The 14,049-nt window shown below is 49.3% G+C and carries 11 protein-coding genes, 1 other RNA gene and 2 pseudogenes; 8 read left to right on the top strand and 6 right to left on the bottom strand.

Features of this window, described 5'->3' with window-relative positions:
* Positions 1–31 precede the first annotated feature (31 nt).
* Positions 32–1,507 (top strand): bifunctional indole-3-glycerol phosphate synthase/phosphoribosylanthranilate isomerase, encoded by a 1,476-nt coding sequence (locus tag BGX14_RS15065; protein ID WP_095880336.1) that lies wholly within the window; start codon positions 32–34, stop codon positions 1,505–1,507.
* Between the two features lie 288 nt (positions 1,508–1,795).
* Complete coding sequence (locus tag BGX14_RS15055; protein ID WP_158223358.1) at positions 1,796–2,305, top strand: FISUMP domain-containing protein; 510 nt, start codon at positions 1,796–1,798, stop codon at positions 2,303–2,305.
* Here BGX14_RS15055 and BGX14_RS15050 read toward each other — a convergent pair.
* Positions 2,302–3,261: an IS30 family transposase gene (locus BGX14_RS15050; RefSeq protein ID WP_095878741.1), complete on the bottom strand. Its 960-nt coding sequence runs from the start codon at positions 3,259–3,261 to the stop codon at positions 2,302–2,304. The genes BGX14_RS15055 and BGX14_RS15050 overlap by 4 nt on opposite strands.
* On the opposite strand from BGX14_RS15050, the gene BGX14_RS15045 reads away from it, so the two are divergent.
* Positions 3,260–3,619: a hypothetical protein gene (locus tag BGX14_RS15045; protein WP_095880334.1), complete on the top strand. Its 360-nt coding sequence runs from the start codon at positions 3,260–3,262 to the stop codon at positions 3,617–3,619. The genes BGX14_RS15050 and BGX14_RS15045 overlap by 2 nt on opposite strands.
* Positions 3,620–4,156: 537 nt before the next feature.
* Positions 4,157–4,613: pseudogene (tnpA, locus tag BGX14_RS15035) on the top strand (IS200/IS605 family transposase); the annotation flags it as partial.
* Between the two features lie 168 nt (positions 4,614–4,781).
* Here tnpA and BGX14_RS15030 read toward each other — a convergent pair.
* The gene (locus BGX14_RS15030) at positions 4,782–6,449 is read right to left on the bottom strand and encodes a fibrobacter succinogenes major paralogous domain-containing protein (protein WP_095880333.1); all 1,668 of its coding nucleotides are present in this window, start codon (positions 6,447–6,449) and stop codon (positions 4,782–4,784) included.
* A complete protein-coding gene (locus tag BGX14_RS15025) occupies positions 6,449–7,255 on the bottom strand; it encodes a DUF2971 domain-containing protein (protein WP_143394282.1) in 807 nt (268 codons plus the stop codon). Before BGX14_RS15025 ends, BGX14_RS15030 begins: the two co-directional genes overlap by 1 nt.
* 290 nt (positions 7,256–7,545) lie before the next feature.
* On the opposite strand from BGX14_RS15025, the gene BGX14_RS15015 reads away from it, so the two are divergent.
* Together BGX14_RS15015 and BGX14_RS15010 are read left to right on the top strand one after the other, a co-directional pair.
* Positions 7,546–8,901, top strand: a complete 1,356-nt coding sequence (locus BGX14_RS15015; RefSeq protein WP_095880390.1) for an ATP-binding protein — start codon at positions 7,546–7,548, stop codon at positions 8,899–8,901.
* Between the two features lie 233 nt (positions 8,902–9,134).
* A pseudogene (locus BGX14_RS15010) lies at positions 9,135–9,404 on the top strand (hypothetical protein); the annotation flags it as partial.
* Between the two features lie 69 nt (positions 9,405–9,473).
* Here the strand turns inward: BGX14_RS15010 and ssrA are convergent.
* Positions 9,474–9,830, bottom strand: a transfer-messenger RNA (tmRNA) gene (gene ssrA, locus BGX14_RS15005).
* A gap of 103 nt (positions 9,831–9,933) precedes the next feature.
* On the opposite strand from ssrA, the gene BGX14_RS15000 reads away from it, so the two are divergent.
* Both BGX14_RS15000 and BGX14_RS14995 read left to right on the top strand, forming a co-directional pair.
* Positions 9,934–11,418, top strand: a complete 1,485-nt coding sequence (locus BGX14_RS15000) for an ABC transporter substrate-binding protein/permease (RefSeq protein WP_095880330.1) — start codon at positions 9,934–9,936, stop codon at positions 11,416–11,418.
* Positions 11,408–12,154, top strand: coding sequence for an amino acid ABC transporter ATP-binding protein (locus BGX14_RS14995; protein WP_073305044.1), 747 nt, complete (start codon positions 11,408–11,410; stop codon positions 12,152–12,154). The genes BGX14_RS15000 and BGX14_RS14995 overlap by 11 nt, the downstream gene beginning before the upstream one ends.
* Positions 12,155–12,221: 67 nt before the next feature.
* On the opposite strand, the gene BGX14_RS14990 is transcribed toward BGX14_RS14995, so the two are convergent.
* Both BGX14_RS14990 and BGX14_RS14985 read right to left on the bottom strand, forming a co-directional pair.
* Positions 12,222–12,953 (bottom strand): IMP cyclohydrolase, encoded by a 732-nt coding sequence (locus tag BGX14_RS14990; protein WP_073305043.1) that lies wholly within the window; start codon positions 12,951–12,953, stop codon positions 12,222–12,224.
* A gap of 346 nt (positions 12,954–13,299) precedes the next feature.
* Positions 13,300–14,049 carry a redoxin domain-containing protein gene (locus BGX14_RS14985; protein WP_095880329.1) on the bottom strand — a complete coding sequence of 250 codons (750 nt, stop codon included), beginning with the start codon at positions 14,047–14,049 and terminating at the stop codon, positions 13,300–13,302.

The raw sequence follows: 14,049 nt of genomic DNA, 5'->3' as shown, positions 1-14,049 counted from the left end.
TTCGGGGTCGCTTTTCTTTTTAGGAAAATAAATGGCCCGGGATATTCTGAACGAAATCATCGAAAAAAGAAAAGCGGATATCGCCCGCTTGGGAATCTGCTTCGGATTTGAACGCCCCTCTCGAAAACGTCCACTGCACCCCTTTATCGAAAAAGCGGGAACCATTTTGGAAGTCAAGCGTTCCTCCCCATCCAAGGGAAATATCGCCATGGGACTCGATCCTGCGGAAACCGCCCGAATTTACGCCCAAGCGGGAACCGGCGCCATTTCCGTTTTAACCGAAAGCCACTATTTTAACGGTTCCCTCGCCGACATTTTAAAAGTCGCAGAAGCCGCACCCGATTGCGCCATTTTGCGCAAAGATTTTCTGCTTTATCCCGAAGAAGTCGATGTCGCTTACGATTTTGGCGCGGACGCCGTCCTTCTCATCGCCCGGATTCTTTCGGACGAAACCCTTTTGCAAATGGCTACCCGCACCGCCGCCTTGGGCATGACACCCTTTGTGGAAGTCCGCACGGAAGACGACCTGCGCAAACTGAAAAAAATCCGCGCCACAGTCGATTGCGTGGCCGGAGTCAATTCCCGAGACCTAAAAAACTTTCATATCGACTCCCTGATCCCCGCCGAATTTATCGACGAACTCGGTGAACGCGCCGTTTTTGAAAGCGGCATCCAGACAGCAAAAGATGCGGCCTTCGCCCGTCGCCTCGGATTTGCCGGAGTCCTCATCGGTGAAGCCGCCGCCAAAAACCAACCCGCCGTACAAAAGCTCGTCGAAGGCTTCCTGCACGCCAAACCCGACGGCTTTGGAAAATTCTGGAAGCGTATCGCCCAAATGCGAAAATCCCTGCGCACAAGGAATCCCGGCCAGCCAATCGTCAAAATCTGCGGAATAACGAACGCGGACGACGCCCTTCTTGCCGCAGAACTCGGCGCCAATCTGCTGGGCTTTGTATTCAGCGCACAAAGCCCCCGAAAAACAAATGCCACGGAAGCGCAAGATGTCATCGCCCAAGTGAAAAAGCAATTCGGAAAAGATGCGCCCCTTTGCGTGGGAGTCGTCACCGAACACGAAAGCCCCGAAGAAAACGAAGCGCTGGGGTTAGCGAATGGTGGCATTCTGGACGCCATCCAATTCCACGGATGCGAAATACCCGCAGAACTGGAATCCGCCGATTTCGGATATTACAAAGCGGTGCGCTTGAAATCCAGCGACGAAGCGCAAGAACTCGCGAATCATTTTCAGCACGGCATCCCCCGCGCACTGGTGGACGCTTACAGCCCCGAAGCCCTTGGCGGCACAGGCAAACGCATTGACGGAGAAACGCTGCAAACGCTTTCTTCCCAAACGGCGCTATGGATGGCCGGAGGCATTTCTGCGGACAACATCCAAGAAATCGTAAAAAGTTTTCACCCCGAACTGGTCGATCTTTCCAGTGCCCTGGAAAGTTTCCCCGGGAAAAAATCCGCCGAAAAAATGCGCGCGTTCTGCAGAGCCGTGCGTTGAAAATGCCTTTTGGAATCTTCACCAATAAAAATGGCAACACGCTGATGCGTGAATTCGAAGGAGTTCTTAGCAACAATCCTTCGATAAAGAACTTAGATGCCATGGTAGGATTCCTCCGAGCATCAGGCTATTTTTCTTTGCGTCCATATAAGCGCAGTTTCGGAATATGGAACGAGGGCGAACATTCTGTTTCAATTTCAAATTACACATTCACACCAGGAAGCTACCTTGTTCTTCGTCGCGGGAATGAGATTCTGTCCTGGAAAATCTTCAGATAGGGAGTCCTCTATGAAAAAAACAAAATTTCAATCTTTCCTTAGCAACAAGGCTATAAAATTCGTTGCTAGAATGAACTTATCTTGGCGGGTCATAGGTTTTGCCATCTCCAGCCTAATTCTTATAGCCTGCACAACTGATGCAGACGATAGTTTTGATGCAGCGACCGTTTGCCCTTCAGAAGGAACGAACATCTATGGCATGCCAAATCGAGGAACATTCGTGGATGAACGTGATGGTCAGGAATATCAATATACGACCATCGGCGATCAGGTTTGGATGGCGCAAAGCTTAAGTTATGAAGCCGCAGGAAGTTTTTGCTATGATAGTTTACCTGAAAATTGTGAAAAATATGGAAGACTCTATCTTGGTAAAAATTTAGATCAATTGTGTCCTGCAGGATGGCGTATGCCAAAGTCAAATGATTATGACAATCTCCTAATTACAGTAGATAATAGAATGAACGTTCTCTCCGCAGGATATTGGGAAAATAGGCGGATTTTCGTCGCTAACGCGACTTAGGTTTGTAGTTTAACTTGCGTATAAATATACTCTAAAGGGGTCATAAAGTCAAGCCTTTTTCGAGGCCTGTTGTTCAGTTTATCCTGTATCCAGCGAACTTTCCGGGGAGAGATTCCCTTGAACGACTCCTTCTTGGGAAGATATTGGCGTATTAGACCGTTCATGTTCTCGTTGGCACCGCGCTCCCAGGAGTGGTACGGGTTCGCAAAGTAGTAATCCGCCTTCATAGCTTTCGCTATTTCTGCGTGACAGGCGAACTCCTTCCCGTTGTCCGAAGTGATTGTGAGAATCTTGACTTCGAACGTTTTCTCAAAGTCCTTCAGCGCCCTCACAAGCGTTCTCTTCAGGTCTTTCGCGTTCTTCGTCGGAAGATACCTTATCAGGCTGTAATTCGTCATCCTGTCGTTGATCGTGAGCAGGTTCGCGTCATGGTCCGCGCTGTTTATCAGGTCTATCTCGATGTCGCCTACGCGTGATTTCTCGTCCACGATTGCCGGACGTTCCTCGATGGGCACGCGGCCTACAATCTGGCCTCTCTTGTCCTTCTTCTCCCCGCGCTTACGGTATGGTTTCTTGCCGTGCCGCAAGTGCTTCTTCAGGTCCTCGTCCTTGTTCACATGCCTGTATATCGTGGCGACGCTAGGGACACCCATCCCATCGAGTTTCGCGCGTCCGTTCACCTGTTCGGGAGAGTAGTCTTCCTTGATTTTCCCGTCCACGATTTTCCAGTCGTCCTCGTCGTAGTCGTAATGCAGGTGACTTGTCGCGGCAAGGAGGTCTGCCCGTTCCTGCGACTTGACCGGGTCGTAATGCTGGCGGCCGCCGCCCCTGTTTAGTTCCCTGTAGATTGTGGATTTGTGGACCTTCAGCTGCAAGGCTATGTTTTTCGGGGGGATCTTTGCCGCATTGAGCGCTCGTATTTCGTATCTTTGTGCTTGGTTGAGACTCACCGCCATGTCCTTTTTTGGTAGAATCGGCAAGGTAGAAAAGTTTCGGCCAGGTTCCCCAGGGGCTAGCCCTAGGGAACTTTTTTTCTTCCCGATTCAACCTATATCAGTCGCATTGACGGTGAAAATTCGCGATATACAAGATACCATAAATACCAACAAATGCGGGATGTCTTTAAGAGCTGGGGGATTTGCTTATTTAACAGAAAGCCGTAACGAAAGCAACGATGTTTCTTTTTGGACAAATGAATCAGACGGTTCTGATTATTTTTATACACTCTATGTTTGTTATAACTACATGAGCGTTTCTTCATTGGGGCATAGCATAGAAACAATGAAATATTACATTCGTTGCATTAAGGAATAGACTTATGTCGCCTCCGGCTCACAAAGGCCCAGCGTGAAAACGTTGCCGCCCTGAAGGTTGCTCTCGCCGCGGTCGGAAAGGCTCCGCTTATCCTCGACTCCAAAAAGCCGACGATCCCGGTTGCAGAATACATCTACACCGAGAACCGCTACAAGCAGCTCACCCGTAGCAATCCGGAAGTGGCCAAGAAGCTGGCCGACGACCTCCAGAAGGAAGTGGACGCTCGCTACGCATTCTATGACGCCATGTCCAAGGATACGGAAGGGTTGATCAGCCTGTAATCGGTTAACGCGTCATCCTGAATCCCGACAGGGGTGAAGGATCCAGTCCTGGATTCTTCCACCTTCGGTGTCAGAATGACGAAAGTGAAAACGCCCCGTCACGATGAGTGGTGGGGTGTTTTTGTATAAAATGAAAATCCCCAGCTATGCTGGGGTGTTCAAGTAAAGCCTTCTGGCAATCATGAAAAAAGAAATCCTTTGACTAAATTGATGGTGCGGTTTGCCAACTGCATCACAATAAAACCAAAGGATTAATATGAATAATAGAAATACAACTGCACATACAACGTGGAATTGCAAATATCACATTGTGTTTGCCCCAAAATTCAGAAGGAAGGTTTTCTACGGGGAACGCAGACTTGAGATAGGAAAGATTCTGAGAAGATTGTGCGAATGGAAGGATATTGAGATTATTGAAGCCGAAGTCTGCGTTGATCATGTACACATGTTGCTTTCGATTCCCCCGAAATACTCGCCATCATCAATCGTCGGATACCTGAAGGGCAAAAGCAGTTTGATGATCAATGAGAAATATCCTGAATTACAGAAAAAATATCGAAGCCGAGTGTTTTGGTGCCGAGGGTATTACGTTGACACGACAGGGAAAAATACGCAGAAAATCAAGGCGTACATTGAAAATCAATTGAAAGAAGACGAGTACGGAGAACAGTTAGGCCTATTCGGAAAGAAATAACCCGTTTACGGGTAGCCGGGTAAGGACCATCGCAGGTGGCAGACCCCTACATGACCATTTGTCTGTAATTTCCAATATTTTTGCTACTTTGGGTAAAAATAAAAGCCAGCCCGGTGTTTGCGTACTAGGCCCGGTTCGGCTCTGCAATGCAGAAATGCGAGCATTTCTGCGCTACAGAGTCTCACTGCTAGTCCTTGAGGCAACGGACAGACGCTGCAAAGTACATGTCTTGGGGCGGCAGGAAAGCGTGATCGCTGTTTTGGTACAACGTCATGACGAAGGCATCGTCGCTATAAAAATCGTCGACATTAGATTCTATGACTCTTGTGGCACTCCAGAAGGTCGCCACGTAGCCCAACTGTTGGAAGGGGCCGCCTTGGAGGCCGATGCCCGCTGGGAGAGCGGAAAAGCCGTAGGCATCGGTACCGTTGCCATTATCGTTCCAGCCACTAGTGGATTTAAGATACTTTCCGGCGTCGATGTAATAGAAGTTTCTCTCATCCCAGGTTGCACCGGTACCCCTTGACAAAATCCTAAAATCCTCTTCAGTTGGCAAGTGCCAGCCTTCGGGACAAACACCACGAACAGGGTATGTAGGTAAGCAGAATTTTCCGTTACCACAGCCTTTCCCGTTGGTACTCCAAGTTCCAGCACTGTCCATAGCCGCAGACCACAAGTAAAGACGACCGTATTTTGAACAGTTGGTGGGGTCATCGTCGTAGCAGAAACTAGAAGAATCGAAAGTACTTGTTTTTCCCTTATAAGCATAATTCAGATTCTCTGCCATCCAGGTCTGGGTGCCGATGGTGACGGTTTTGTAAACTTGATTATCACGGGAATCTTTTAGAGTTCCTTCGCCTCCGCTCAGGATGACGCTGGAAGAAGATATAGAAACACTGCTACTGGAGATTGCTTCATTCTTACTGCTAGAAGATGACTGTACCGAAGTGCTGGATGTGTTACTGCTGCTAGATTTTGAATCAGAGCTGAGAATAACGCTGGAAGAAGATGTGACCTTGCTAGATGACGACACAGGGTTATAATCTTCCCAGTCGTTTTCCTGTTTTGGGGAACTGCTGGATTTCACCTCTTCCTTTTCGATGATGGTGTAAATGTCAAAACGGTACCATTTACTTTCACTACAAATTAACGTCATGTGTTCTTCCACCACAAATGCCTGTTCATTATTACGCTTTTCGGTGCAGTTTGGCAGTTCATCGGAGTTTGCCGCCACCGTGCCCAAATACCGCCAGGCACTTTCGATGCACAAATATACCGAATTTTCTTTGCTCACGTATGTGGAATCCCCTTCCCTTTTGGCAGTACAATTGTCCAGAGCATCCTTGGTGGAAACCGTATCCATATACGAAACAATTTTTCCCCAAACACCATCATCACATTTATAAAGAGCGTGTTCCTCTGTAATATAAGCGGTATTCCCTTCACGTTTTTCCACGCAAGCCAGCAGAGCGTCAGATGTAGCCAAAGTGTCTGTCAGGGTGTAATATTTTATCCACTCCCCATCATCGCACCTATAAACCGCACTTTCCTTTTCCACCTTCACGGTATCGCCGTCGATTTTTGCAGTGCAGTTGGAAAGGTCGTCCAAGGTGCTTACGGTAGGCAGGGGTGCCGACATAAAAATCCATCTTCCCTCTTCGCACTTGTACGTAGAACTGTCCTCGGTCACAAGGGCGGTGGTGCCTTCCCTATTTTCCGTGCAGTTGGGCAGATTCTCCATGGTCTCGACCCTCATGTCTGCTGCATCTACGCCTGTTCCGCTGGAATCGCCACCGCAGCCAACAAGACCTAGTACAGCCAGTGTACCCGCCAAAACCACGTCAAATTTCTTCATTATTTACCCCTTGAAAACTTGAATTTCGACACCTCATCGTAAAGATGGGACTTTTCAACTCTTATACCAAGCCTTTCCTGAAGCATCTCCCTCACAAAATCATTTGAAACAAAGGCTTCCACACTGGGATTTGGGCAAACCTTCAGGGTTTTCACCAATTTGCCTTTTAATGGAATATTCAGACGACCGCCTTCAATGGGCAATTTTTCGCCATACATAAAGATGCGGAGTTCGTTTTCGTATTTGAAGGCACGCCTTTTGAGGCATGCAAGTTCAATGAAACTTTCTTCATCAATTGTTTTGTAAACCTTCTGAATTTTACTATTGTTTTTTATTTCTTCACTCGTGTAATCGTATTTACAAGGGCTTACATAGACCTTCGCATTGTTTTTTTTGGCGAAATCGCTCAACGACTTAATCAACACGTCGAAGTCAAAAGTCAACTGAACAAGGTCGTGGCGGTTTTCCATGTCAAACTGGCGCCAAAAAGCGGATTCGTTTTCTCCATGTTCTGTTGTCACGCAAAATGCGGCTATCTGTTTTTTCTTGAATCCAGACTGTTCGTAATCCCCGCAAACAAATCTTTTTTCAAAGGGGTCCTCCCAGGTGGCTGGATCCGCAAAAGAAATTTTCTTGGATTCAATCAGATTTTTGGCCCACTTGTAGCGCATATAACGATACACGGTTAAGGATGTTGAACGTTTAAAACAATCAAGTTTAAAATCGCCCAGAATCTTTACATAATCGGAATTATACTTTTCAGCCAATTCCCTTGAGCTAACGGATTCGTTTTCGTTTTTCGACATTGTGCAATCCATTTATTTAAGTATTTGAGCCCTCCAAATGTAAACAAAAAAAAACAATGTCAAGTGTTTTGTGAAATTTCGGCCATTTTTAAAGAAAATTTTACAATTCGATTCGTAAAATCAGCAAAAAAGAAACCATTTTATCCAGTAATGGCCAAAATGGAGAACATTGCGCTTTTGGAAATATTTTCACATTTATTAGATTGCGCTTTTAGCAATATTTTGACACACAACACCTTGCGTTTTTAACAATATTTATTTATATTCTCATCAGCGGAGGCATACAAATGATTAAATTTAAACGCAAAATCTACCAGAAGCTGTTGCAATGGAAAGCCGAATCCCAGGGCAGCGAAGCCCTCCTCATCGAAGGGGCCCGACGAATTGGCAAGAGCACCATCGTAGAAACATTCGCCCAGCACGAATACAAGTCGTATATCCTTATCGACTTCAACGACTGCGAGGCTTCCGTCAAGAAAGTGTTCGAAAAGATGAGCGACCTCAACAGTTTCTTTACCACGCTCTCTTACACCTACGGTATCACGCTCCATCCCCGTGACTCCGTAATCATTTTCGACGAGGTTCAAAAATTCCCAAAGGCCCGACAAAGCATCAAGAAACTTGTCAAGGACGGGCGCTTCGACTACATCGAGACAGGTTCACTCATTTCCATCAACGAAAACGTCAAGGACATCACCATTCCATCGGAAGAAACATCTATCCAAATGTATCCGATGGATTTCGAGGAGTTCTGTGAGGCACTCGGAAAGCCCTCCATCTGCGACTACATCCGGGAATGTTTCGGCAAAGGAGAAGCCCTTGAGCGCAGTCTGCACAACGACGCCATGCAACTATTCAAGCAATACATGCTTATCGGTGGGATGCCCCAGTCCATCGTCGAATTTCTGGAACACACGTTCAGCTTTGAATACAGCGACAAGCGCAAACGCAGCATTATCGCCCTCTACAAGAAGGATATCCAAAAAATCAAGGGTGCATACAAGTCAAAGGTCCTTTCCACATTCCTGCAAATTCCCGCATTCCTCTCCAAGCACGAGAAACGCGTAAGTCTCTCCAGAATTGAATCCGGCATCAACACAGAAAACACCTACGAGAATACCTTCATGTGGCTTTCGAACTCCATGATTACCAACAATTGCCTCAAATGTTCCGACCCCAATGTGGGCTTGGGGCTGAACGGCGACGATTCCGCCATCAAATGCTACATGGGCGACACGGGGCTTCTGTTCTCGCATGCCTTCAGTGAAAATGCGATTGCAAGAGATTCGCTGTACAAGCAAATCATGAACGACAAGCTTTCAATAAACAAGGGTATGCTCTATGAAAACGCCATTGCGCAAATGCTTACCGCAAACGGGCACCGGCTTTACTTTTACACCCGATACAACAAAGAACTGCACCGAAACGATATGGAAATTGACTTTTTGCTGAGCGATTCCGCAAGCGGAAAAGTCATCCCCATCGAGGTAAAATCGTCAAAGAATTATACCACATCGTCTTTAACCGATTTCAAAAAAATCTACAAGAAGCGTATCGGAAAATCGTATATCATCCATCCCAAGAACTACTCCATAAAAGAAAACGGAACTATCTGCATTCCGCCCTACATGACCATTTGTCTGTAATTTCCAATATTGATTGAAGTCGGGAAATATACAGACAATCTGTATATTATGACCACTATTTACTGGCACTAGGCATCTCGTTGCTAGAATTGCGTTAGGGATAGTGACCCCTTGGGGCCGAGACCATGGTCTCGGATTTAGGTGGCGGGCAACGAGCGAAGCGAAGGTGGCCGCCCCTAAAATATAGCCCGACCCGGCGAGGGCAACCGAGCTGGGGAACGCCCAAATAGGGTATGGTCGTTGCCAACGCTACGGGTTGCTCCTCCATTTACGGCGGTAACCAGCCGACTACTCCGTGGGCAAAGAACAAGGAAGGCCGCGGTCCCGCTTGGGCGAACTCCCTCTTCGAAGACAACGCCGAATTCGGTCTCGGTATGCGCCTCGCTATCACGAAGCATGCCAAGCAGGCTCTCTCCCTCCTCGAAGCCGAGAACGTTCCTGCCGAACTCAAGGAAAAGCTCACGACCCAGGAGCAGAATGACGAAGCCGGCCTAAATGACCGCACAAGTCAAATGCAAAAGGGAAATTCCGATAGAAAAAGCGGCAGTTCATGACGAACTGCCGCTTTGTCAAAGTGGAGGTGAGGAGAGTCGAACTCCTGTCCAAAATCACGTCCCCGTTCATTCCTACGTGCGTTTCCTTCGTATTTAAGTTCTCGTCCCTCTTCACGCCCAAGAAGGCCGGCGCAAATCGGAACCAGCTCTGAAAATTTCGGATGACGCCCCAGAGCATGACGCCGCCCTATCCCATATTGCGACTGGAGTTCTTATCCCCATGGGAAAGGGACAAGTCCCAGCGTTGCTATCAATTAAGCAGCGAGTGCGTATTCTTCGTTAGCACTTATTGTTTTCCGGCTTTTTTACGAGGCCAGCCAGACCCTCGGCACGCAACTCACGCTTCAGCGACCCTGTCGAAACCAGAGCACCCCCGTGCGAGATGACTTTCGGAATATAGCAAATCTTTTTCCGAAGGACAAACGGAAGCTGTAAAACATCTATATTTGGGCATCCACATTCAACAACGGCACGCCCGATGATTCGAAAACTATTTTCGCTTTTCGCCGCCATCGCAGTTGCTTTGACAGCCTGCGCAAGCGACAAGCCCCTTGAAAACCATGTGTTCCACGTCAGCGATTTGGGCAACAAAAAAGTCGGCGTCCAGATAGGCAACACGGCGGACATCTACGCTTCCGACTTTGGCGGCGACACGGCCAAGATCCAGGTCGAACGCTACACGAAGCTCGCCGATGCCATCCAAGCTCTTCTTCAGGGGAAAATCGACGCGGTCCTCAGCGACGACCAGCCGGCAAAAGCGTTCGTCGCGCAAAATCCTTCGCTCCGGATTCTCGACGAGGTCTTTGTCGAGGAAACCTACGCGGGAGTCGTCGCCAAAGGGAAAGAAACGCTGCTCGACAGCGTCAATGCGGCCCTCCACAAACTGAAATCCGAAGGCATCTACGATTCGCTCTTCAACACCTACATCAACCGGACGGGAAACTTCCACTACAGCCAAAAAGTCAAGGACGGTCCGAAACTCGTCCTCTCGACCAATGCGCAATTTCCGCCGTATGAATATCACATGGGCGAAGGCATCGTCGGGTTCGACATCGAAATCTGCAACTACATCGCAGACTATCTCGGTCGCACTCTCGAAATCCAGGACATCGAATTTGACGCCATCATCAACGCGGTGAGTTCGGGCAAAGCGGACATCGGATTTTCCGGATTCACCGTCACCGAAGAACGGAAGCTCTCCATCAACTTCACCGACCCGTATGCCGATTCGAAAATCGTGGTCGTCGTCCGCGGCGATGCCGCAGCGGTCTCGGCAGAAAGCATCGGGGACCATTTTTACAAGAACTTTGTCAAGGATTCCCGCTGGAAGTATATCGTCCAGGGGCTCGGCAACACGCTTCTCATTTCCCTCTTCGCGGCGCTTTTCGGCATTGTCGTGGGATTTTTCATCGCCGTCATCCGTGCGAACAACGAGATGAACGGCAGCTTCAAAATTTTGAATGCGCTAGAAAAGGCCTACGTCGCCATTGTCCGCGGCACGCCGATGATGGTCCAGCTGCTCATCATCTACTACATCGTCTTTTCCTCGGTGAACATCAACAAGATTCTCGTCGCCGTCATCGCGTTCGGCATCAATTCGGGCGCATACGTTTCCGAGATCATCCGCGGCGGCATCAAGGGTGTCGATCCCGGGCAAATCGAAGCGGGCAGAAGTCTCGGGCTCCGCTTCCGCACGATTCTCTTCTCGATCGTCTATCCGCAGGCGGCCAAGAATTCCCTGCCGGCGCTCACCAACGAATTCATTTCCCTCATCAAGGAAACCTCCATTTGCGGCTACATCGGGCTCACCGATTTGACCCGCGCGGGAGACATCATCCGCAGCACGACTTACGAGGCGATGCTTCCGCTGCTCGCCGTCGCCGCCATCTACTTTATTCTCGTTGCGGGCCTTTCGGCTTGCGTCGCCCGGCTCGAAAGGAGGTTGAAAAAGAATGAACGCTAACCGCGAACCCCTGATCCAGATCCGGAACCTGAACAAGTCCTATGGGGACAAGCAGATTCTTCGGGACATTTCGCTCGACATTTGCAAAGGCGACGTCGTCGCCGTCATCGGTCCTTCCGGCTGCGGCAAATCGACATTCCTGCGCCTCTTGAACCTGCTCGAGCGTCCCACTTCGGGCGACATCCTGCTCGACGGCAAGAGCATCCTCGCCAAGGACGTCCCGAGCTATCGGGTGCGCGAACGCATCGGCATGGTCTTCCAGCAGTTCAACCTGTTCAAAAACATGACAGCCAAGAAAAACATCATGTTCGCCCCGGTCAAGCTCGGCAAGATGGACAAGGACGAAGCGGAAAGGAAAGCGCAGGAACTTCTCGAACGCATCGGGCTTTCCGACCGCGGAAACCATTACCCGGCGCAGCTCTCCGGCGGGCAGCAGCAACGCATAGCCATTGCACGTGCGCTCGCCATGAATCCCGAAGCGATTCTCTTCGACGAACCGACCAGCGCGCTCGATCCGGAAATGGTCGGGGAAGTTCTCAAGATGATGAAGTCGCTCGCGCAATCCGGCATGACGATGGTCGTGGTCACGCACGAGATGGGCTTCGCCCGCGAAGTCGCGAACCGGGTCCTCTTCTTTGCGGACGGCGTTGTCAAGGAAGACGGCACCCCCGCGGAAATTTTCGACAACCCCAAGGACGAAAGGCTCCGGGAATTTCTCTCCGCATTGAAGAAATAATCCTCTGGAAACGGAAAAGGCCTTGCCCGAGAGCAAGGTCTTTTTTCATATTCCGCCGTTCCGAAACTTATCCCAGCTTGTTCACCAGGAGCGTCTTCGCGTCAAAGGTTTCCCGGTCAATCCACTTGACAAGAAGCGAAACCTTGTTGTCGGCGTCCAGGGCGTTCCAGTAGGCGTCGAGCGTCTTTTCCGCATTTTCAAAAATGGGCATCCACTGCGGCACTCCCGCAAAAGAAGGAATCGGAGAGCCGTTGGTGACATAAGTGGAAACGAAATGTCCCAGTCCGGGCATCGCCTTTTCGTAGCTGAAGGTTTCGCGAACGCATCCCGCATCCGCAGAATTGTCCTCGGACTTGAGAATCGAAAGCTGATACACATACGGGCTGGGATTCCGGTAAGTAATGCCCGAAATCCTCGGCGTGAAATTCGGGGCGTCGTCTTCGTATTCGCGAGTGGCAAGAGCGCTTTCAAAAGTTCCCCCCAGACGGATGCCGTCAAAAATCGTATCGGTCTGATCGCCGTTCGTGATGATGTGCGCATTCGGCAAATGACGCGCCGGATAATAGATAATCAGATGGGGGTCGGTGAGTTTGCTTTCGTCAAAGGCCTTCGTCTTGACAAAGCCGGAATCCTCTTGCACAAAGACGCGATTGCGGCTGTTTTCGCTGCGTCCCATAATCCAATAGACCTGAACAAGCGCTTTGCCGTCCGCAGATGTGCCGAGCACAATGCCGCGACCGGGATATGGATTTTGAGAGAGTTTCTGGAAATTTTCTTCCGCTTTGGATAGGTAGCTCATCGAATGCCTCGTGTTGTAAAATTTGCCGTTAAATATAGAAAGTCCTACAGGCAAGCTTCAAAAAATGGATGTGGATTCGTGGCCGGTGGATAGTTATCAGTTGTCAGAGTTCATAGAAGAAACGGCGGCCTCCTACGAGACTCCCTGAAACTTGGAATCTCCGATTCCATAGTTGAAGTATCCCTGAAAACAAGTTAGTAGTTAGTGGTTAGCGGTTAGTGATCTGTGCCCTTCGACAGGCTCAGGGACCGGTTGGAAGTTGGGAGTTGGGAGTTGAAACTGGGAACTGAGAACTAAGAACCGAATTCACCGTGTGAAAGAATTTGCCTAGCCATTTAAAAGCGGCCTACTTTAAAACTTCGCGAATCGCCTTGTCCAAAGAGGATTCGTGCGGCACTCCCGGCCAGATTTTCTGGATATAGCCGTTTTCGTCCAAAAGAATCAACGTCGGGATAGAAGAAATGCGATACGTTCGGGAAAGTTCCTGGGTGGCGTCCCGATAAAGCGGATATGGCGACGGATGCTCCTGATAGAATTTTTCAAGGACATCCTGCGACTCGCAGGAAACGCCGACAATCTCCAGCCCCTGGCTTTCGTATTTCTGATACAGCCGGGCCAAAATGGGAAGGGTTTGCCTGCAAGGACCGCACCAGGTCGCCCAAAAATCGAGGAGCCGCGCCTTGGGCTTTTTCTGGCTTTTTTCCGCATTGCGGTAGTAGTTCTTTTGAAAGGCGACGAACTTGTTTCCAATGGAAGAGCCCGTCATTTGCGAAACATCGTCCGGTCGCTCCGTCATTTTCACTTTGACCGATAGCCTTTTTCCGTTCCGAATCAACTGGAGCAGCACCGTCGCACCGGTTTTCAAGCCGGCGAGCGATTTTTTGACAGCCGCCATGTCCGTCACCTTCGTCCCGTTGATTTCCACAATCAAATCGCCAGGCCGCACCTGCTTGGCATCGGCATCCGGATGCACGGATTCCACCTTGAGAACCGTCTGTTTCTGAAAGGTTTCCTGCCGAAAAACGAGACCCAGCCACGGAACGGCATGAAGTGCCGAAGTCAGCAGCAAAACCAAGAATATCCACCCATTTTTCAT

This window comes from Fibrobacter sp. UWS1, assembly GCF_002300445.1.
Classification (GTDB): domain Bacteria; phylum Fibrobacterota; class Fibrobacteria; order Fibrobacterales; family Fibrobacteraceae; genus Hallerella; species Hallerella intestinalis.
Note: the sequence above shows the minus strand (reverse complement) of the source record. Positions and strands in the feature narration are given on the sequence as shown.